Origin of the sequence: Virgibacillus phasianinus, from assembly GCF_002216775.1 — a bacterium.
Classification (GTDB): Bacteria; Bacillota; Bacilli; order Bacillales; family Amphibacillaceae; genus Virgibacillus_F; species Virgibacillus_F phasianinus.
The window spans coordinates 3,880,333-3,900,880 of record NZ_CP022315.1; the positions used below are offsets into that span (position 1 = coordinate 3,880,333).

General features: G+C 40.7%; 17 protein-coding genes, 1 pseudogene and 1 riboswitch. Of the genes and pseudogenes, 4 read left to right on the plus strand and 14 right to left on the minus strand.

Annotation, left to right across the window (positions count from 1 at the left end):
• Nucleotides 1-66: 66 nt before the first annotated feature.
• The 3 genes from CFK37_RS18855 to CFK37_RS18865 form a co-directional block, all read right to left on the minus strand.
• Nucleotides 67-804, minus strand: coding sequence for an ABC transporter permease (locus CFK37_RS18855; protein WP_172840536.1), 738 nt, complete (start codon nucleotides 802-804; stop codon nucleotides 67-69).
• Nucleotides 779-1,708, minus strand: coding sequence for an ABC transporter ATP-binding protein (locus CFK37_RS18860; protein WP_089063327.1), 930 nt, complete (start codon nucleotides 1,706-1,708; stop codon nucleotides 779-781). Before CFK37_RS18860 ends, CFK37_RS18855 begins: the two co-directional genes overlap by 26 nt.
• Nucleotides 1,709-1,800: 92 nt before the next feature.
• A complete protein-coding gene (locus tag CFK37_RS18865) occupies nucleotides 1,801-2,313 on the minus strand; it encodes an LURP-one-related family protein (RefSeq protein ID WP_089063328.1) in 513 nt (170 codons plus the stop codon).
• Nucleotides 2,314-2,488: 175 nt separating this feature from the next.
• Between CFK37_RS18865 and CFK37_RS18870 the strand changes: the two genes are divergently transcribed.
• Nucleotides 2,489-3,598 (plus strand): oxidoreductase, encoded by a 1,110-nt coding sequence (locus CFK37_RS18870; protein WP_089063329.1) that lies wholly within the window; start codon nucleotides 2,489-2,491, stop codon nucleotides 3,596-3,598.
• A gap of 127 nt (nucleotides 3,599-3,725) precedes the next feature.
• A riboswitch (SAM riboswitch) is annotated at nucleotides 3,726-3,836 on the plus strand.
• Nucleotides 3,837-3,954: 118 nt separating this feature from the next.
• Complete coding sequence (locus CFK37_RS18875; RefSeq protein ID WP_089063330.1) at nucleotides 3,955-5,274, plus strand: Na+/H+ antiporter NhaC family protein; 1,320 nt, start codon at nucleotides 3,955-3,957, stop codon at nucleotides 5,272-5,274.
• A 67-nt stretch (nucleotides 5,275-5,341) separates the two neighbouring features.
• Here CFK37_RS18875 and CFK37_RS18880 read toward each other — a convergent pair whose 3' ends face one another.
• From CFK37_RS18880 to yfkAB, 4 genes are all read right to left on the minus strand, one after another.
• Entirely contained in the window at nucleotides 5,342-6,565 is a 1,224-nt protein-coding gene (locus tag CFK37_RS18880) for a dicarboxylate/amino acid:cation symporter (RefSeq protein ID WP_089063331.1), read from the minus strand.
• 67 nt (nucleotides 6,566-6,632) lie between these two features.
• Complete coding sequence (locus tag CFK37_RS18885; protein ID WP_089063332.1) at nucleotides 6,633-7,802, minus strand: glycerate kinase; 1,170 nt, start codon at nucleotides 7,800-7,802, stop codon at nucleotides 6,633-6,635.
• 301 nt (nucleotides 7,803-8,103) lie between these two features.
• The gene (locus CFK37_RS18890; protein ID WP_089063333.1) at nucleotides 8,104-9,366 is read right to left on the minus strand and encodes a glycoside hydrolase family 18 protein; all 1,263 of its coding nucleotides are present in this window, start codon (nucleotides 9,364-9,366) and stop codon (nucleotides 8,104-8,106) included.
• Nucleotides 9,367-9,522: 156 nt separating this feature from the next.
• Nucleotides 9,523-10,620: a radical SAM/CxCxxxxC motif protein YfkAB gene (gene yfkAB, locus CFK37_RS18895; RefSeq protein WP_089063726.1), complete on the minus strand. Its 1,098-nt coding sequence runs from the start codon at nucleotides 10,618-10,620 to the stop codon at nucleotides 9,523-9,525.
• Between the two features lie 237 nt (nucleotides 10,621-10,857).
• On the opposite strand from yfkAB, the gene CFK37_RS18900 reads away from it, so the two are divergent.
• The gene (locus tag CFK37_RS18900; protein ID WP_089063334.1) at nucleotides 10,858-11,403 is read left to right on the plus strand and encodes a CBO0543 family protein; all 546 of its coding nucleotides are present in this window, start codon (nucleotides 10,858-10,860) and stop codon (nucleotides 11,401-11,403) included.
• A 98-nt stretch (nucleotides 11,404-11,501) separates the two neighbouring features.
• Here CFK37_RS18900 and CFK37_RS18905 read toward each other — a convergent pair whose 3' ends face one another.
• From CFK37_RS18905 to speG, 3 genes and pseudogenes are all read right to left on the minus strand, one after another.
• Nucleotides 11,502-12,374 (minus strand): YitT family protein, encoded by an 873-nt coding sequence (locus CFK37_RS18905; protein ID WP_089063335.1) that lies wholly within the window; start codon nucleotides 12,372-12,374, stop codon nucleotides 11,502-11,504.
• Nucleotides 12,375-12,779: 405 nt separating this feature from the next.
• Nucleotides 12,780-13,888, minus strand: a pseudogene (locus tag CFK37_RS18910) (GerAB/ArcD/ProY family transporter).
• Nucleotides 13,889-14,252: 364 nt separating this feature from the next.
• Nucleotides 14,253-14,789, minus strand: coding sequence for a spermidine N1-acetyltransferase (gene speG / locus CFK37_RS18915; RefSeq protein ID WP_089063336.1), 537 nt, complete (start codon nucleotides 14,787-14,789; stop codon nucleotides 14,253-14,255).
• A 339-nt stretch (nucleotides 14,790-15,128) separates the two neighbouring features.
• Between speG and CFK37_RS18920 the strand changes: the two genes are divergently transcribed.
• The gene (locus CFK37_RS18920) at nucleotides 15,129-15,368 is read left to right on the plus strand and encodes a hexameric tyrosine-coordinated heme protein (RefSeq protein ID WP_245837267.1); all 240 of its coding nucleotides are present in this window, start codon (nucleotides 15,129-15,131) and stop codon (nucleotides 15,366-15,368) included.
• Between the two features lie 536 nt (nucleotides 15,369-15,904).
• On the opposite strand, the gene CFK37_RS18930 is transcribed toward CFK37_RS18920, so the two are convergent.
• The 4 genes from CFK37_RS18930 to CFK37_RS18950 form a co-directional block, all read right to left on the minus strand.
• The gene (locus tag CFK37_RS18930) at nucleotides 15,905-16,378 is read right to left on the minus strand and encodes a CBO0543 family protein (protein ID WP_089063338.1); all 474 of its coding nucleotides are present in this window, start codon (nucleotides 16,376-16,378) and stop codon (nucleotides 15,905-15,907) included.
• Between the two features lie 982 nt (nucleotides 16,379-17,360).
• Nucleotides 17,361-18,575, minus strand: coding sequence for a DUF763 domain-containing protein (locus CFK37_RS18940; protein ID WP_425445393.1), 1,215 nt, complete (start codon nucleotides 18,573-18,575; stop codon nucleotides 17,361-17,363).
• Nucleotides 18,576-18,866: 291 nt separating this feature from the next.
• Nucleotides 18,867-19,952: a DUF4030 domain-containing protein gene (locus CFK37_RS18945; RefSeq protein ID WP_089063341.1), complete on the minus strand. Its 1,086-nt coding sequence runs from the start codon at nucleotides 19,950-19,952 to the stop codon at nucleotides 18,867-18,869.
• Nucleotides 19,945-20,415 (minus strand): RNA polymerase sigma factor, encoded by a 471-nt coding sequence (locus tag CFK37_RS18950; protein ID WP_342746723.1) that lies wholly within the window; start codon nucleotides 20,413-20,415, stop codon nucleotides 19,945-19,947. Before CFK37_RS18950 ends, CFK37_RS18945 begins: the two co-directional genes overlap by 8 nt.
• Nucleotides 20,416-20,548: the final 133 nt, after the last annotated feature.

A 20,548-nucleotide genomic window follows, 5' to 3' on the forward strand; every position in this document is an offset into this window, starting at 1 on the left:
TTTGGGACGGAGGGACAGGTTCCTTGTCCCGCCGAACGGCGGGTCGAGGAACCTGTCCCTTCGTCCCTACACTGCCTCCTGTTTCTTCCGTATATACATTGATATAAACATAAAGGCTAGCAGGTAACCTATTAAAATTAATATGCTTTGCCAGTCTGGATAACCCCCGTGGACAATATCCCAGGCACCGCTGCCGAAGTGGTAGGATGGTAGCCATTGCGCGATATTCTGCATGTAATCGGGAAAGGTTGATGTAGGGAACCACATCCCGCCTACAATCGCTAACGCCAGGTAAACAATGTTACTAACACCGCTTGCTGTTTCAACCTTTTTCATAGCTCCCACCAGCGTCCCAATTGCCAGAAACGGCACAGAAGCGAGCAGGATCCATAAACCTGAAAAAAACCACTGAGCAAAAGTTAACGAGACCCCATTGATAAGAAATCCTGCCAAAAAAATGATAATGATGGAAAAAACGTGCATAACGGTCTGTCCGAACATCTTTGCTGAGAAGTACGCCCACGATGGAAACGGCGTAATTTTCATAAAGGTGGACCACCCCTGTGTTCGTTCCTGAACCATCCGAATACCAAATGTCATAATTGCCGACCCCATTACACTGAATGTGGCCATTGACATTAAATAGTGGGCTTGCCATTGCTCTGCATCTGGAACGCCGGTATTAACAATGTTCGTAAAAATGAAGTAAAACACGATCGGCATGAACAGGGACCAAAATACAAAATATGGATTGCGAAAAATCCGAAGTACTTCCGCCTTACACTGCATCATTATTGCGTTCACGTTGACCAACCTCCCTGGGTTCCGCAGTAAGCTGCTCAAATGCTTCTTCTAAACGACCTTGTTCCAACCAAATATCCTTCACATCCATACGTTGTTGAAAAATAGCGGCCAATACTGCGTCCGTATCCTCTGATATAAGATAATGCCGATTACTCTTTTCATAGTGTCCAGTTACCATTGGCAATTCCTGCAGTTTGCTTATTGCATCTTCGTCATTTGTCCGGAAAGAAACATTTCGCCCAGTCAATTTTCTTTTAATATCATCCGGTTTTCCGTCCGCAATAATGTCACCATGGTGAAACAGAATAATCCGTTCCGCAACATCATCGGCTTCCTGAAGATAATGAGTGGTAAAAATGACAGTTTTTCCATTAGCCTTGAGCAGATCAACCTTCTCCCAGAAAAGTCGCCTGGCTGAAATATCTAATCCTACTGTGGGTTCATCGAAAAAAATAAGATCCGGGTTCCCTGCAAGGGCGAGGGCAAAACCAACTCTGCGGCTCTGACCACCTGACAGCTTATCCGCCCACTTGTTTAAATCATCGTTGCTTAAGCCTGTTAAATCAATTAGCTCCTTCATTGATAATGGATTAGGATAATAACTTCGGAACAGTGCAATGATTTCACGTACTTTCAATTTATCAACCACACTTACTTCCTGTAACATAGCGCCAATTCTTTTGCGGACCTCAATTTCTTTGGGATCTTTATCAAATAGTTGAACGTGCCCTTCTGTTGGATCAATCAGCCCAAGCATCATCGAAATGGCAGTTGTTTTTCCAGCCCCATTAGGTCCCAGAATTGCCACGGTGGACCCCTCTTCAATTGAAAAAGAAACATTATTTACCGCCAGTGTCTTACCAAACATCTTTGTAACATTTTTAATGGTTACTGCATCAGACATAGCTTCCCCTCACTTTATTAATTCTAATTTTAAGAAACGGGACATAGGGACAGGTTCCTTGCCCCGCCCACGGCGGGTCGAGGAACCTGTCCCTATGTCCCACCACCACTCGCGGCTGCACTATTATTGCGCTTGATAATCATATTGACGCCCATCACAACAGCTATTAATTCTTCCTTTGCTAACAGCGGCGAATGACTTACTAATTCATATGCTGGGGATTGAAAAACTCCACTAATTTTTTTAAATGTAGCAATCAGGTTTCCCCCCTGATCCAGAATGTCATATTCCTTCGAGAAGGCGTCTGATTTAATTTCATATTCCCCATGAGGATATGTACGGTAGATAAACTTTTTGGAGAAAAAAGCCATGCGCTGCTTCAGTTTACCAATCTCTCGATCTTCCTGGTCCTTGACAATCCATCCGTTCGACAAAAAGGGAAAAGAACCTTTTACAACGATATTCCCTTCCACATCCAGAATATCGACACCAGAAGAAAAGGCACTCTTTAAATCTAGCGACCCAACCCGCTCCTGTTTCCCATTGTACATATCCGTATTGCCCGCCGAAAAAAAGTTATCCGTAAAATAGATAGACTCCCCCATCAAAGCTCCTCCTTGTATCTACTATGTTAATTTTCATACGGATTAGAACCTGAATAAGTTTCACTTTGGAACAGAGGGACCTGTCCCTCCGTCCCTGAGCAAATACCTTGAACCAAAAACAAATGTACTCCATTATGTACACGAATGCTTGAGTACTTTGAAAGGATGACACTTAATGAAACAAAATAAATTATTTTCAACTTCACAAATAAAAAATAAAACACTTAATAACCGCTATATAGTTGCTCCGATGACTCGGATAAGTGCGGAGGAAGATGGCCGGGTAAATGAGACCATGAAACGGTATTATGAACGCTTTGCAAAGGGTGGCTTCAGCGCTGTGATCACCGAAGGAATATACCCAGACGAGCGATATAGCCAAGGATATAAAAATCAGCCTGGTCTTGCCAGTGATGAACATATACAGGCATGGAAACCTGTAGTTGAAGCTGTCCATCACCACAATTCCCTGCTCATCGCACAACTCATGCATGCTGGTGGGCAAAGCCAAGGTAATGCATATACCAATGAAAGCATTGCCCCTTCCGCAATTGCTCCAAAGGGTGAACAACTGGGATTTTACGGTGGATCCGGTTCATTCCAGACACCAAAAGCAATGGGCGAAGTCGATATTAACCAGGTAAAAGATGCGTTCGTACAAAGTGCCATCCGGGCAAAAGAAGCTGGATTTGATGGTATAGAGCTGCATGGTGCCAATGGATATTTATTGGATCAGTTCTTAACCGATTATTTAAATCACCGGGAAGATCAATACGGGGGTTCCGTTGAAAACCGTGTGCGATTAATGGTTGAAGTTATAGACGAAGTACGTGCTGCAGTTGGTCCGGATTATTTAATCGGAATCCGGATTTCGCAAATCAAGGTATCCGATCCAAACCATAAATGGGCCGGCGGAGAAGATGAAGCAAGGTCCATCTTTTCAACACTTGGCAACACTTCATTAGACTTCATTCATGTAACGGATGGTGATGCAACAGCACCCGCATTTGGTGAAGACAGCAGAACGTTAACACAGGCCGCTAAAGAGTTTGGAAAACTTCCAGTTATCGCAAACGGAAAACTTGGAGAACCTGACAAAGCGGAGAGATTAGTAGAAAAAAATCATGCAGATCTTATTTCACTTGGCACAAGCGCACTAGCAAATCCCGACCTGCCTAATAGAATCCTTGAAGGGAAAGAATTGAAGGAATTCGACTTTAAAAAAACTTTATTACCTATAGCCGAAATAAAAGAGCACGAGATAGATATGGAAATAGTAAAATAAATAAATGTTTGGGACGGGGGGACAGGTTCCTCGACCCGCCGAACGGCGGGACAAGGAACCTGTCCCTATGTCCCCCATTGACACTCGATCTAAATTGTATTACACTTTCTATCATCAATTTTAATATTGCTTATCCAGAGCGGCTGAGGGATCTGGCCCTGTGAAGCCCGGCAACCTGCTTAACATGCAAGGTGCCAACTCCAGCAATTCGCGTTACATGCGTTTTGGAAGATAAGGGTTTCAATCAATCTCCTTCCAGAACACGGGAGGTTTTTTATTTTTTGTAGCTTTTTTTAAAATCGCGTAAAAAAACCCTTGTAATCGCAGACTACTACTACATCAAAGGGGAAATTGTAATGAACACACCAGAAATTAAAAAAGGAAACGCGTTGGCATTATTGCCGTTTGGCGTATTTTTATTTTTATTCATCGGCTCCGGGCTGATCAACGACGACTTTTATAAACTGCCAGTACTTGTTGCTGTGTTTATCGCTGTACTGTTCGCGCTGTTTATGAACCGGAAAATGGCTTTTAAGGATAAACTCGATCACCTGACAAAAGGGGCCGGTCATCCTAACATCATATTAATGGTACTTATTTACCTGCTGGCTGGTTCATTCGCTGCAGTCGCTGAAGGTGTTGGTGCGGTTGAATCGACCGTCAACCTGGGGCTGACCTTTTTGCCGCAAAACCTATTGATTGTGGGATTATTCGTTATAGGCTGTTTCATCTCCATTTCGATGGGCACTTCGGTCGGTACAGTCGTCGCGCTTGCCCCGATAGGCGTTGGACTTGCAGATCAAACGGGTATGAGCACTGCTTTAATTATGGGGGCCATTGTCAGTGGAGCAATGTTCGGTGATAATCTGTCGATGATTTCAGATACGACAATCGCAGCGGTCCGAACACAAGCTGTCAAAATGAGTGATAAATTTAAAGTCAACATCTATATTGCACTTCCTGCCGCAATCGTAACTGCGGTTATCTTTGGAATCATGACATTTAATTCTAGTGGGACCATTAGTGGTGAGCATCCATATGACCTGATTAAAGTGCTGCCATATTTAGCTGTACTCGTGTTCGCGGTTGCAGGTGTCAATGTTATTTACGTATTAATTGGCGGAACCATTTTCGCCGGGTTTGTTGGTCTATTCTATGGTAAATTCGATGGCATGGGATTCCTGAATTTACTTGGTGAGGGCATGGCTGGCATGCAGGAACTTTCCCTGTTATCCATTTTACTCGGCGGCCTGGTTGAACTGGTTCGGGTGAATGGTGGTATTGACTTTCTGTTAAATACAATCAGTAACCAGATCAAATCAAGAAAGGGCGCAGAAGCGGGTATCGCCGGTCTTGTTAGTGTTTTTGACGTATCAACAGCCAACAATACAATCTCGATTATTAGTGTTGGACCATTAGTCAAGCAAATTTCCGAGCGTTTCGGTGTTGACCCGCGCCGGGCGGCAAGTATGCTGGATATTTTCTCAAGTGTATTTCAGGGAATTTTGCCATACGGCGCGCAATTACTGGCTGTAGCCGGGGTTGCATCCATCTCCCCTGTTTCCATTATGCCGTATTGCATTTATCCGGTACTGCTGGGAATAGCCGGTATAATTGCAATTGCAGCAGGCTATCCCCGTTTTTCCACTGACAAGAGGGCAGGTGGAAAAGCATAAGATGGGACGGAGGGACAGGTTCCTTGTCCCGCCAAAGCGGGTCGAGGAACCTGTCCTTCCGTCCCGCCTAGGCAGTACGCCTTTTTTCCGATTTATCCACTACAGCTGATCCGATAATGTCACCGATTACGTTGGATGCGGTGCCACCCATGCCGATAAGCACATCGACACCGGCTATCAAGGCCACAATCTCCAACGGCAGGCCGAACATAGTCAAAACAGCTGATAGTGTAACGAGCCCCGCTGCAGGGACACCCGCAGTGCCAATCGACAGTAAGGTACCTATCAAAACGATTACCAAAAAGTCGGTTGGGGAGAGATTAAGATTCGTTATATTTGCTGCAAAAACAAGGGAACCCCCCATTCGAAGCGCCCCACCATCCGAGTTAAATATCGCACCAAGTGGCAGCGCAAAATTTGCGGTCGTTTCCGAAATACCTGCTTTTTTTGCAGATGAAATTGCAATTGGCAGTGAAGCAATACTGCTTGATGTAAAAAAGGCTGTTGTATAGGCTTCCTTGGTCTGCTTGAAGAAATGAACTACCGGTGTTCCAGAAAGTTTCAGAAATGTTGTATATACAAATACCCAGAGCAAAATGATTCCCAAATAAAAAACAGCTGTAAATTTAAGCAAGGATTCTAGCGTTGACCAGCCTTGACTTCCAAAAGCCGTTGCACTAATAGCGAATACTCCAATCGGTGCGTACAGTAGGATTCCTGTCAGGATTTTGTAAAACATTTCGTTTAACGCCGTAAAAAATGTATCCAACAGATTCCCATATTCGTTCATTTTTGCATCGTTGGAAAACCGCATACTAGAGATTGCTACACCAATAATTACCGCAATAAACAAAATAGCCATTAAATCTCCAGCAGAAAACGCTGCAAAGATATTTTTCGGAACAATTTGCAACAGTACTTCGGAAAAGCTTGGTGTATCCGGCTTGTCTACTGTAGTATCTGGCAATGATAAATTTTCCCCCGGGTTAATCCATAATGCAAGGGCAAGTCCAATCAACACAGCCGCGGCCGTTGTAAATATGTAATATAAAACTAGTTTTCCACCCATCCGTCCAAGCATTGCAACATTCATCTTATTTACCGCGAGCACGACGGTGAGAAATATTACCGGAATGGCAATCAAACTAAGCAAGTTAATCAATAATGTCCCAAGCGGTTCCAGTATTTCGGCATCCTGTCCAAAAAAGATGCCTACTAATATGCCAAGCACAAAACCAATTGTCATCTTCACTACAAAAGAAGTATGTTTATACATTTTCCATAATTTCATCGTTATATTGTCACTTCCCAATTAAAAATAAGAGCTAGTAATATTATTCTACATGAATTGTCATGCTCTAGGAAGGGACAAGAAACCTGTCCCTCTGTCCCCCAACTGATCGAATCAGCCGAAAAAGCTGACTGGCAGTAAAACGTAAATTATTAAAAGTAACGGCAGTATTCATTGCTTCATCAAGTGACATGGGCGATGGAATAATGGAAAAACAGGATGTCAGCCCTTTTTCATTTAAATTAAAACCTTCCTGATTAACACTTCCTGCAAGCGCAATAACGGGTATGTCGTATTTTGCTGCCATTTGGGCAATGCCGATTGGCGCTTTTCCCATGGAGGTTTGGCTGTCTAACATCCCCTCGCCTGTGATAACAAAGTCGACATCACGCAGCTGTTCCTCCATGCCGATTACGTCCAATACAAGATCCACTCCGGACTGTAGCTCACCTTGTAAAAATCCTGAAAAAGCAGCGCCTAACCCCCCAGCGGCTCCTGCACCTTTCCTATTCTGGATATCGATTCCCATTTGATCGGATACGATAGATGCAAAATGACTTAGCCCTTGATCAAGTTTCACAACCATTTCTTCTGTTGCACCCTTTTGCGGGGCAAAAATATATGCTGCACCTTCCTTGCCATAAAGTAAATTGTTTACATCACATGCTACTTGAAACGTGCATTCACTTAATTCAGGGTTTACATCATCCACGACAATCCTATCGATCCCAGCCAGAGCCTTTCCACCTAAACCAACCTCCTGAAGTTGGTTATCTAAAAATCGATATCCTAACGCTTGAAGCATTCCGACACCGGCATCATTCGTGGCGCTGCCGCCTAACCCGATAATAAAATGACGACACCCTTTTTCAATGGCATCCGAAATTAACTCACCGACCCCATAGGTTGTCGCCTTCATAGGATTTAGACCACCCTTTGGAATTAACGGGAGGCCGCAAGCTGTTGCGACTTCAATCATAGCCGTTTTTCCATCGTTCGCGATCCCATACGTAGCATTTACTTTTTCATGCAATGGTCCCGTGACAACTTTTTCCACCCTCTTCCCCGATAATGCATGTACCAACGCTTCAACTGTACCTTCTCCGCCATCTGCTAAAGGAAGCGTCGTAATTTCCGCATCCTTGTACACTTCTTGGATACCGGAAGCGATCGCCTCACTTCCCTTTATGGATGAAATACTGCCTTTAAATGAATCTATTGAAATGAGAACCTTCATTTCCAGCGCTCCTTCTAAGTATAGTTGGAACAGTATAGAGGGAAAAGCATAGTTAAGTCCCAAAAAAACTATGTTCCACCAACTGAACGTTTACATTAAAATGGTTCTAGGAATGGAAGGATTACTAACATATTTGCTCCACCAGTTCGTTAGGAAACTTTCTGATTTGGCAAAAGTAGAATCCAACTACTAATCTTAGACCTTTTTAATATCTATTTTTTTCAACATCAAGACTCAATTCCATTCTATCAGAAAATTGATTTAAAAGAAGATGAAATCCTCGCCGAAATCCACTTCCCCCTTAAACGACGTTCCTGACTTTGAAAAATTCAACTAACAACCAAGGTCCCTGGGCAAATCCAAGACTTAGCTGCCAGGCACCAAGTCCCAGGAGCCCATATTCCTTAATTAATTTGTTTTTTTCTGCAATACTTCTTGAATCCTCGAACCATACAACATGTCTCTGTCCAATTTGATCAACATAATTAAAATATGGCGACTCAAACTTCTTGGAGTATTGAATTGGAGCACCATGGCTGATGGCCAGTTCCACTGCGTTTTGGTTAGAAATTGCGGTTGCCACTGTCTCCGGGTTGTACGGCACTGTCCAGTCGTATCCGTAAAGTGGGATACCTAGCAGGATTTTCTGTCGACTGACCCTTGTCAGACAAAATTCAATCGTTTGTCGGACTTGTTCAATCGGAGCAATGGGGCCGGGTACGCTTCCACTGTGATGCCAGTCGTAGGCCATAATTAACATGAAATCAACAACCGATCCAATCGCTCCGTAATCATACCCTTTTTGCCAGGGAATGTCTTCGCTTGTTTTGGGAGGTACGGCGATAGTTAGCAGCAACTCCTTCTGTTCGAGCCTCTCCTTAAGCTCACTTAAGAAGGTGGAAAACCTATCGCGATCCTCAGCCGGAATTCTTTCAAAATCGATATGGACACCTGCATAGCCTCTTGTTGATACAAGACGATAGATGTTATCAATCAGTGTTTGTCTCGATGAAGAATCATGCAGCATTTGGTGGGTCAAGTCCGAACTGAAACCAGTGGGTGTTAAATTGGTTATCGTAGCAAGAGGAGCAGTTTCTACGGTCCAGGCTGTTTCGATAGCCTCCAAATCATCCAATTGACTAAGAGAACCATCGCTTGAAAAATGATACTCAAAAAATGGATAGTAAGTGGCATATGGGGCATAATTTCGAATGATTTCCTGGTCATCTTCAGAGCCTGTGATATACGTATAACCTAATGTTGAAGCAACGTAGTCAGGATGCTCCGGGATGACAACTTCCATTCCAGGCAGCAAATTGTCTGGGTCTAAACCTGGATTGGCACTCATTAATCGGTCCAGGGAAACGTAGGCCATTTGGGCAATTTGATGTAAGCTGTCTCCCGGTTGGACAATATAAATAAATGTATGAATTAACAAGGCCTGACCGGGAACAATTTCCGGTGATACCAATCCATTGACGAGCCGAATCATGTCTATAGATACAGCATACTTTTGACCAATGGTATACAGCGAATCACCTGGTTTAACGACGTAGATAAACATTTTTGCCATTCCCCCTCTTAACTTAGATCTTATTGGGCACCTTGGCATCATTGTATTCAGGCTATGGATTTTCGTTAATTGACTTCAAATTTCACAACCAAAAAACCTATTGAATTATTTTTCAATAGGTTAAGAGATTTACCTTCAATAACAAAATTAACTGTTAATCTGTGTTTTCCTTTTCTGGAAATCGACATCCGAATAATAGGTGTTCTTGACAAGCAGATTCGGACCAAGACACTTAACTGCTGGACAATGGCAATTCAGGCTTTTGGCTGTTGGTGTATCCAGCCATTTTGAATATGCATCAGGAAGTGACGTATCCTGTATATTTCCAAGTGTTGGTTCATCCCCAAAATCGGTTACGATAATGTCACCCGTATAGATATTCACATTCAAGCGGGAACGGCCATCGGGGTCATTTCGTACACTCACATTGTCCTCACGATACAGTCTTTTTAATAAATCCAAATCTTTCTGTGAAGAACTGCACGGATAAAAAGGCAATGTTCCAAACATCATCCATATATCTTTGTGCTGATGATCAAGCAGCCGGTTAATCGCAATACGGGTATCATCCAATTCCAGCGTCTCCAATGTACTGGCAAAATCAACTGGGTACATTGGATGAATTTCGTGCCGTGCACAGCCCATTTCCCTTATTTGGTCATGAATATGCTCTAGATATGGGAAAGTACGTTTATTCAGCATCGTTTCCGCTGAAACCATTACACCATCCTTGGCAAGCCGCTGGGAATTTTCTATCAGACGGTCGAAAAACTTTTTGCGGTTTTCCTTGGAAGGCTTCCGCTCCATATTGGCAAAACCGACTTCCGCAAATTCTTCAGCCGTTCCCCAATTATGGGAAATATGTAGTACATCTAAAAATGGAATGATTGCTTCATATCTGTCATAGGGCAAAGTCAAATTTGAATTTATCTGTGTTTTAACACCGCGGCTGTGTGCATACTCCAGTAGTGGCAGCACATGATTGCGAATCGACTTTTTATTCATCATTGGCTCTCCGCCGGTAATGCTCATCGTGCGAAGATGCGGTATTTCATCCAGCCGCTTCAAAATAAGATCCATCGGCAATGAATCGGGATCCCGGGATTGCAGGCTATAACCAACGGCACAATGAGCACAACGCATATTACACAAATTCGTGGTCGTAAATTCAACATTCGATAATGTCATTGCCCCATGTTCTTCAACATCCATATATGCTTCCCACGGATCATTGGCTGGCGACATGGTTCGTATGCTTGTTCTTGTAGTCAATAAAATAACTTCCTTCCTAGATAGGTAATTCTGTTTACTATTGTATAGGATGTTTTCGATAAAAATGAATCTGTTATTCATTTTAGCACATAGATCTAACGCCATTTTATGATGAGCGCTGCAGCAAGCTTCTTTTTAATGATTTATTAATATTTTTCTATAAGTAGGAAACAATTTAACCATAGATCTACTAGTGGAGGAGTGTGCACTTTGAATAACTATATTGAAAAAACCAATGAAAACCGTGATAAGTTAATAAGCGTTTTCACTGAAAAAAGGGAGCTTTGGAATGAATATGTCTTTTTAAGCTGGCAATGGATCCTTTTAGCTATAATTAGTGTTGTTATTATACTGCTATTCATTCGATATCGAAAGAAAATGAGCACTGCCAGACTGCTCCTTGCCGGATTTTCCTCATGTATATTAGCTGTATTTTTAGATACCCTTGGTGACTTTTATAACTGGTATGACTACAGATATGATTTGATTCCAGGTACACCTAATCTAATTCCCTGGGATGCAATTTTCATTCCTATAGCAGTTATGTTTACTCTTCAAATAAAACCAAAAGTTAATCCAATCATCAAAGCAATTTTGTTTTCAGGTATTACATCCTTTGTAGTTCTCCCATTCCTGAGCTATTCACCTTATTATTATCAGACAAATTGGAGCTACTTTTACTCTTTTTTAATTTTAATTTTTATATACCTTGTGGCTTATGGACTCACAAGGCTTGATTCACATGAAAGGCTTTAAGAGGGCGCCATTTAGCGGCACCCTTGTTGGCTCTATTCAATCATTATCCATTGTTGCACCCTTGGATTTGATACGTGCAATCATAAACAGCGCAGATTCTAATGAATATTATTCTTTCTAAAATTACCACCTTTTACTTCTGCTACTTCATACACAGTAACAAAGGCGTTTTCGTCGATATCACTAATAATCTCTTTTATTTTACTTTCTTCCAAACGGTTGATCACACATGTGATTTCGGTAAATTGTTCATGCGAATAACCGCCATATGCCTTTTTATACGTTGCGCTTCGCCCTAAACGGTCCCGTATCGTTTCAACCATTACTTTAGGCTGGTTTGTAATGATTTTAAAGGTTTTGGATCCACTCAACCCTTCCTCCACGACATGAATCACTTTTGAGGCAATAAAATAAGCAATAGCAGAAAGTATTGCCCCTTGAAATCCGAATACAGTTGAAACAATGATAAATACAAATACATTCAAGTACAGGATCAAATCACTTGTACCAAATGGCAATTTCCTGGAAAGCAGGACGGCCAGCATATCGATTCCATCCAATGCGCCACCATTCCGTAAAGCCAGTCCCATTCCAAAACCGATGATCACTCCTCCAACAACGGTGACTAACATGGTATCTTGTTGAATAATAGTTGGTATGTAATGCATGACACTTGTGGCAATAGATAGGGAAGCAATTCCGATAACCGAATTAATGGCAAATGACTTGCCAATCTGCTGATATCCTAACCAGATAAATGGCAGGTTTAAGATGGCAATCAGCACCCCTAAAGGCAACCCAAACAATTCGGATCCAACGATACTTACCCCCGTCACGCCTCCATCCGATACATTGTTCGGAATTAATACCGCCTCAAGTCCGTATGCAGTTATAAACCCTCCAATAACAATCATTAATCCTCGTAAAATAATCTTGAGCCTCTTCGACCTTTGCTTCTTTACATTTCCCATAAACTCGCTCCAAACTGGGACGCGGGACAGGTCCCTTGTCCCGCGTCTATTTTTCGATTTATCCACTACAGCCGATCCAATAACATTTGCAAGGTCCTGATTTCAAAAAATAATACTCCTCGATTTTAGCACAATTTGATTAATAGTTGGGTGTTTCGATTATTATCGCCACATCTATTCTTACAAAGCGCATTTAGAATATGGTAAAGGAATTTTACAAACATGGACTAAATCATGTTTGCTTTTTTTGAAATATTGTTGATGAAAATTCCAGTCCATCGCTACACGGGCGTTATCCCAACACTTGCTTCTTAGTTGCATATTCCCTTCAGCACTGTATCTCCACTCCCTTTGTCTTTTCCCCGCAGCGGAATCCCCATCCCTGTAAATGAGCAGATAAGTTTTTTATTTTGTAACCCTATTCACTCCTCTTATCTTCGCCATGACAAACAGGGCCAACCCCACCAGGACGGTGTAGATCAATGCAATATCAGTCGTAATTGACCCAAATGCCGTAACTTCCATTATGTTTTGCGGAAGCATACTAATGAGATAAACGAGCGGCGCTAATAAAATAACGATTTTTATTTTATTTGTTTTCGTAAAGATAGAGTTAAGACACAGGACAACGATATCTAATGCCATTGCCGTTGTATTGAAAATGGCCATAATCCAAATCACGAAAAAAACGGACTCAAATCGTTCTAAAAATCCCCCGGAACTTGTACCTCTTTCGCTAATTCGATGGTTGGATAAAGAAGATTTGACGTTGCCGCGTTTCCAAATACACCAATACACATAATAAAAAGGATTGTATATAAAACAACAGGTATACACATCCCGAGGGCAGTTAATTTTGGTACTTTTTTGGAATTATCCACCAATCCAATATAAAAGAAAACAATAACAAATCCAACATAAGAGGAAGTTCCTGCATGCAACCCCTTAAGATAGCCTTGAAAATCCGTTTTAAATATTGGCAGTAATAAGTTTGGGTCAAACCATCCAATATTGAATATAGAAACAGTGAGGGCAATAAACAGAATAATCGGCAGGAACATCATATTTAATCGAAATAGGCCAGCTCTTGACCCCGAAACAGCGTATACAACAACGAGAATAAAACTAAGTGCAATAACCTCAACGGGGGTGCGGTCAAACAAATATTGTTTGGAAACATCAGCAATTTTTCGAACCTCAAGCGCTGTTGCATTTAACCAAATCATTGCAAATACCAGCGAAATAATGATCGCAACCGGTTTGGTCAGAACGGCAGAAATAATCTGAAAGAAAGATTGCTTTGGAAAACTCACCACTAGTTTAGCTAGTAACCATGTAAGCAGAATGGCAATGATGCCACCGCCAACTATACCTATCCACCCATCTGATGAAATCGTTACAGAAGCCAATTCTTTTGGTAATGATAAAATTCCCACACTAATCACAATGGAGGGTATGGCAACCATAATTTCCCCGTCACTGATTTTTTCATCTCCATACTCAAAACTTTTCATTATTTCAAATCCCCTTTAAGCGGCCGTTTTGTCGATATCAATGCCATTGGAGCTGCTTTAATCAGCAGCGATAGGAAACTGATCATTCAGGTTCTCAGCTAATTCTTTGACCTATTCGATGGAAAAATCACACCTGGATTACGCACATTTTGCCTTTTCCTTCGTCTCATTATCTCAACCCAACTGGCTGTTCGCTACTCCTCTTTTCCCCAGTAATTTCCGTTTTTATTCAAGTTAGGACAGTTTAGTTACGAATAGATAAAGCCTGTATCACGGATTACCAAGTAATCATTGATACAGGCTTTTTTCAAAACCTTTTATTCCGAAAGTACCAAATAGTACGAGAAGAAACGTGACGCTTGTTTCACAATAAATCCGTAGTACGTTTATTATTTTCTAGATATTGCTGCTGAAAGATATACATTCTTACAGCATTATGGTAGCTGCCTTCAACGAAAAATTCATCCTTTAGCTCACCTTCAACTGAAAAACCAACTTTTTTATAGATATGAATCGCCTTTTCATTTTCCTGATCTACTATTAAATATAGTTTGTGCATATTTAATACGCTAAAAGCATAATCCATTGCCAAATGGGTTGCATCAATTGCATATCCATGACCCTGATGCTTTGGGGCAATGATAATTTGAAATTCGGATCTTCTATGGATATAATCAATTTCAACTAGCTCAACCAACCCAAGTGTTTCATCGCTTTTTTCCACTATAAAACGACGCTCACTTTGATCGTGAATATGCCTATCATATAAGTCTCGCAACTCGACAAAAGCCTCATAAGGCTCCTCAAACCAATAGGACATAATCTTTGGATCATTATTTAATTCATGAACGAATTTTAAATCCTCTCGTTCCAAAGGGCGTAATCTTAGCTTTCCACTCATTTTGTCAATCCTCCAAATCAATAGCTATTTTCATCTCACAATATAACCCTTATGTCAATAGGTGCTAATTCTTATTCCAGAAGCGTGTCCTATTCTGGAATGGATAAAGATTTAACCTCAATTCAAAGGGGCCATAACAGTTATATAATATTTTCAGTCATATCACTACCCCATACCTAGGCTTCTTATGCGATGACCCTTTGTCCCAGTATCCTCCGCAAATTGGATGGATACTCCATCAAAACGGTGATGAATGGCTCATCGTTATAACGTATTTATTCATATCACATGTGCTTTGTACATATGATTATGATAAATATAGTCAAGGATGTGAGTCATGTGGAAGATGGGCTTAGTAGTCTACAAACCAATACGCCAGAGGAAGGTTTTAAATTAGCGGTTAAACTTGCGCAAAAAGGGGTCGAAATGACACAGCCTTCTATAAAAATAAGAGAAAAGCTGCGCCCAAAATACTCTACCAATGCAGATAGCCTAATTGCAGCATCTCATGTAATTTCCATTCATTATCAAACGGTGCTGCTGCTAATAACTACTGGAAGGTTCGGGGGTAGTTACTAGTGAGGGGAAAACCATTTGTGACATATTAAAATAGTGTGGCCCACCTGCAACCAGTATTTGGAAACCACCCTATTTGAAGTATTTTCCGTACAGAAATGAACCTGTTGGCAATTTGTTGTGAGGAAACCGCACATTAGCCATACTAGAGTTTTTTGACCCAGAAAAATATCCCTTATTCTTCTCTCTTTAGCCTTTGAAATAATTCCTTTGATTTATCATCCAACCTATTATAATGAACCTTATTAGAATAGTAATCCAAAAATTCCTCCTTCGACTTCCATTCCTCCTTTTTGATACGATCTATACAATCCCTACAATATAGTCGAAAGTATTCTGGTTCCTTCCAGGAATATAACTTCTGAACGTTTTGTCTGCCCCTGCAATAAAAACAAGCTTTACCCATACATACACTCCCCCTGCCTAACGATATAACCTGATTATCAGATTCAATCTAAATTTTCACGTATCTTAACTGCCAATATGTTATGCCTCTACAAAATATGACCTAGCGAGTTATTTTATGACCATTGATAAACTTATTTCCAAATAGACCTCTTCACTAACCACTTAAAAAACCTGAAATGTAAAATGACAAAAGAAATGATAAATGGGTAACACAATGCCGAATACCAGATTCTCCATTCGTTGTATTTAATGAAGCCAAATTGAACAGCAATAAACTCAAAAATAATAGATAGAATAGAAAAACATATGACATAAATTAATTTGCTTTTTTTCGACTTATGATAAGGGAAAGCATTTAATATGATGATGGTAGAAGAAGAATATAAAAGAATTTGTCCAATAAGGGCTGGAATTTGTACTCCTTCTTGATCAAGCACATAAAACTTATATTTAACGGCAAGAACTGTATCAACGATAAGACCGAACAAAGTCATAAAAACAGCAGTTGTATAAATTTCATACCACTTCATTTTTTTAGGAATAAAATAGGCAATTGTAATCAAAACAAGGCATGCTACTATCATAAAAGTTAATTGTGGTTCCATGATCTTTCCTCCATAATGTTGAACTGCAAACTAACTTCAACTACCTTGTTATGTTGTTCTTTCTTCCCTTTACTATACTGTCGTCGTATTCGGGGTATTATATATGAAGATACCTGGTTTTACATCAATTGGACACACACCAATGAGGCTGGGACATAACTACTCAAGGACGAACAATCACAGGATAGACAGTTTAAAACGTTGCTTTTTCAATAAGCGACGTAACTAAAAATCATGTTTGGCGTCCTGCGCTCCCTATAGTGCCATAACATTCATTTCTTCACTCTCAGTGATTGGAACTGCGGGTAGTCGACTCCTGCGGGATGATAGGCATAGGTGAGACCCCGCAGAGCGTGAGAAGGCCACTGAAAAAGTGGTGGATTTTACAAATTTAGCTTTTCACCTTTACCTAGCATCTTGAATATACGGAGACTCCTCGAAAAAGAAAAAACACTTTTTCTTCGTGCGATGCCTATTCGGGGAAGCTTTCCTTGTCCTGCGGGAAGTGAGAGATCGGCGAGACCCCGGAGGACGGCAGTTAATGAGGCCCGACTAAAACCGCCCTTTGCGGGCAACGTCGGCTACCCCTTGCCGGGGCAAGGAGACTCGACACTCGCCCGCGGAAAGCGCAGTATATTCAAGATGCGATGATAGATCCACCTATTTTGTACTACATTTTACCTTTTTCAGTGGCCTCAGCGTGAGCTCGAGGAGGCTCACCAACCGCCCGCGGAAAGCGACTGCCCGTAGCGGAAATCACGTCGCTGTACGTCGCTGTTTATGGACAATTCGCAGTAAGGTTTACAAAAACAGCCCAGAAAAAAATCCGAACTAATCCAAATTCTAATTAAAGAATTTGGAATCATAGTTCGGATTTCTCTATGACTGAATCACTCAGTAAAACTTCTTTTATCGGTAAGATCCTTAATCTGATAGCTTTGGGTGGATATTTGTTCGTAAACAGGTTGCCAAACAAACGTAGTTATCCACCTGAGGAGTTTAAACTGGCATCTATACCTTTGCCTAGTTGTTCCCCTCGCTTTGCCAGTCGACGAAGGGATTGTAATTTATCCATTTCTCCCATTTCCCCTTTTTCAATAGCTTTTTTTAGTACATCAAGGGATTTGGTAACATTTTCTTTTTGCACCGGAAATGGATAGTTGTCCTTACCTCCATGGGCAAATGCATACCTTACTGGATCATGAAACGTTGGCTTGGCACCATGTGTAATTTCTGCCACCATTGTCAATGCACGCAAAGTACTGGGCCCAACCCCTTTTAGTTCCAATAGTTGTTTATATGTTTCCGGTGGCTCGTTGTAAATAGTATATAAAACCTTATCAAGGTAGCCTGCTGATGGGATGGAATGATTGAAGGACATCGTTATGGCCGGATATGATTGGCTTGAATAATTCCCCGTGGATGATACACTGTGGGAATCATTATCATCTTGCGCAAAAAGATCCAACTGTTGTGAAACGGGACCTTTTCGATTATTATACTGGTCAATAATAGCATGATAAACCTGTTTCACCTCGGTTGGACTTTCCCGGCAAATTTCCACGGTTGCTAACCTAGTAGCTTGATTTTGTTCCGATACTAAATTAAGCACTCCATTTTCGCGCGTACCGCAAACAGCTTGATGAGGGTTATTGGTAAAATCCTTCAGGCCCTCACTTAACCAGTGATATCGGCGGGCAAAGCGACTTTTGGTATTCATTCCCTGTTGGATAACTGCCCAATTACCTGTTTGATTAAAAACAAAGAAATGATGGTACAACTGGTAATTATCCTGTACCGCAGCAGAATCCACCTTTGCCACCGTACGGCTTGTCTGTTGAAGGTGATTTAAATCCTTTGATAAACTGTATTTATCACCGAATTCCACAATTTCCGACGGGGTTCTTCTAGACGCTTTCCCCTTACCCCCGGCAAAAAATAAACCCAATTCACCCTGTTCCTCACGCAGCCCCTCCTTCAGGGCGCCGCAAACAACTGTAGTCAAACCAGATGAATTCCAATCAAACCCCAATACAGTACCAAAAGATTGAAACCATACAGGGTCGGATAATCGGCGTAAAACTTCTTCCGTACCATATTCCATGACGATTACCTTGATGATTGATGCACCCATTTTTTTCATTTTATCAAATAACCATGGGGGACAATGTCCACCATGAAGGGGTGCGTTGGCTATTCCAGTTCGCATATAATCACCTCATATTACCCCTAATTTTATCACAATTACGGTTATAAAGGTGCCCATGACAACCTATTGGGATTTATTATCGGATAGCAAAATGGTGATCTGTTATGGTAAATGTTTATTATCTTTACCCGTAAAGGAACCCCGTGGATTCAAATTCTAATGGACTAATTACTCAAGGAAGTGCAGCCAATATTCCTTATTACAGAAAAGAAAGGACAAAACGGCTCTTATCTTTGGAAAGCCGAAACAGTAACATAAACATAGACGAATATCCGCAGATTAATTTATTTCCTTCTTATCTTTGCCGAATATATGGATCTCATATGGATCATTTCGTACTTCTTTTGTTTTTTCATGGTGTTGAATAAAGTAATTAATTTCGCCTTTAATCTCATTGGCAACCTGTTTTGCCCCTGGATCAGAAGGGTTAAGAGATGTCTTAACTTTAATCTGAAGCGGTAGTGGATGGAAAGAATAAGAAAATCCGGTTACCTTAAAGTCTTCATTTTCCATTAATCCTCCCACAAGTGTACCAATAATGTTATTTTTGCCCCATCTTATTTCTTGTTTACGTGCATCCATATCTATCTTGCTTATCTCAATCTTGAATTCCCCATAGTCCTTGGATGTAGCAACCAATAACTCATGTAACTCTTCTGTTCTTTTTTCAGTTTTTGGAACCGCCACATAAATAAACTTTTCGACCTTGTTAATGCGTACTTGTACAGGGAATGCCATTGTATAGTTATGACCTTTTAGTTGCTTGATTATATTTGCTTCAAGTTCCTGACTGTTTTTCATATTCTGCCTGGCTTCCTGGCTAAGTACCATACCGCCGTCTTTGCCTTTCATTTCTTGTTGTTTCTCTATTTCAATGTCATATTCCCCGAAGTTTTGGTCCACTAATGCAACATTTATGTCCTTAATTAAATCATCCTTTATGGAATTAACTTTTTTCTTTGAGCCAATTATCGATAGTGTAATCTCCCTCTTTGGAACTGAGGCCTCTATTGAACCAATTTTATATTCTTTTTCATTGGTAACGTCGAGGATTACACTATACACCGCCTGTTTATATTCTTCTTGTTTAATAAATAAACCAAAATAAGGAACCTTAGCTACTACCTTTGCTATGGATGGTGAGACATACGCTGAGCCAATTAAGAGCGCAAACAATAGTACGGCGGCACTACTGAAAAAAGCAATTTTCTTACCAATACCCCATTTTACTTTCTTTTTACTTTTAATTAGTTGATTATGATTCCTAGACTCAGTTTTATATTTCTCGACCCCTAATTTGACCCTATTATGTAATTCATCCGGAATTTCAATCTTTTCTAACTCCTCTTTGATTTTATTACTCATACATATCAACTCTCCTAACCCGTTTTCGAAGCTTTGCTAATGCTCGGTATAAGGCAGATTTAATTGAGCCTGAGGGGGATCCTTCCATTTCTGAAATTTCACTGAAGGTATAGCCGTAATAGTACTTCAAGAACACTATGTTTTTTTCTTTCTCATTTAATGATTCTAATAAATCCTGCAAAGATAATTCGAGGGGTATGTCTTCATCACTTGCACCGGTGAAATCCGTATATTCTGGGTTTAAAAATGTCACTTTCTTTTTCTTCCTTAACATATCAGTTGCGCAACTTACCGCTATTTTAATTAACCATGCTTTAAAAACTTTTGGGTTTTTCAATGTGTTTATTTTTTTGAATGATCGATATGCAGTTTCCTGAACAATATCAAGTGCATCATGTTTATTTTTTACATACAAATACGCCATTTTATAAATATCTTTTTCATACTCTTGAAACAATGTCAAAAAGGCTTCATCATTACCATTTTGCGCTTTATAAACTAATTCAATAATTTCCCTCACCTTCATTTCTCTAAATGATGTATATATATTAGACGAACATTCTCTTTATTTGGCTTCACTTTTTTTAAATTCTTAT

Excerpts from the sequence above, each read along its gene's own strand:
- CFK37_RS18930 (WP_089063338.1), bottom strand. The coding sequence starts at position 16,378 with ATGGAACCACAATTAACTTTTATGATAGTAGCATGCCTTGTTTTGATT.
- CFK37_RS18865 (WP_089063328.1), bottom strand. The coding sequence starts at position 2,313 with ATGGGGGAGTCTATCTATTTTACGGATAACTTTTTTTCGGCGGGCAAT.
- CFK37_RS18870 (WP_089063329.1), top strand. The coding sequence starts at position 2,489 with ATGAAACAAAATAAATTATTTTCAACTTCACAAATAAAAAATAAAACA.
- CFK37_RS18880 (WP_089063331.1), bottom strand. The coding sequence starts at position 6,565 with ATGAAATTATGGAAAATGTATAAACATACTTCTTTTGTAGTGAAGATG.
- CFK37_RS18890 (WP_089063333.1), bottom strand. The coding sequence starts at position 9,366 with ATGTTTATCTACGTCGTTAAACCAGGTGATTCGCTGTATACCATTGGT.
- CFK37_RS18945 (WP_089063341.1), bottom strand. The coding sequence starts at position 19,952 with ATGAGTAATAAAATCAAAGAGGAGTTAGAAAAGATTGAAATTCCGGAT.
- CFK37_RS18885 (WP_089063332.1), bottom strand. The coding sequence starts at position 7,802 with ATGAAGGTTCTCATTTCAATAGATTCATTTAAAGGCAGTATTTCATCC.
- CFK37_RS18875 (WP_089063330.1), top strand. The coding sequence starts at position 3,955 with ATGAACACACCAGAAATTAAAAAAGGAAACGCGTTGGCATTATTGCCG.
- speG (WP_089063336.1), bottom strand. The coding sequence starts at position 14,789 with ATGAGTGGAAAGCTAAGATTACGCCCTTTGGAACGAGAGGATTTAAAA.
- CFK37_RS18905 (WP_089063335.1), bottom strand. The coding sequence starts at position 12,374 with ATGGGAAATGTAAAGAAGCAAAGGTCGAAGAGGCTCAAGATTATTTTA.
- CFK37_RS18860 (WP_089063327.1), bottom strand. The coding sequence starts at position 1,708 with ATGTCTGATGCAGTAACCATTAAAAATGTTACAAAGATGTTTGGTAAG.
- yfkAB (WP_089063726.1), bottom strand. The coding sequence starts at position 10,620 with ATGTCGCCAGCCAATGATCCGTGGGAAGCATATATGGATGTTGAAGAA.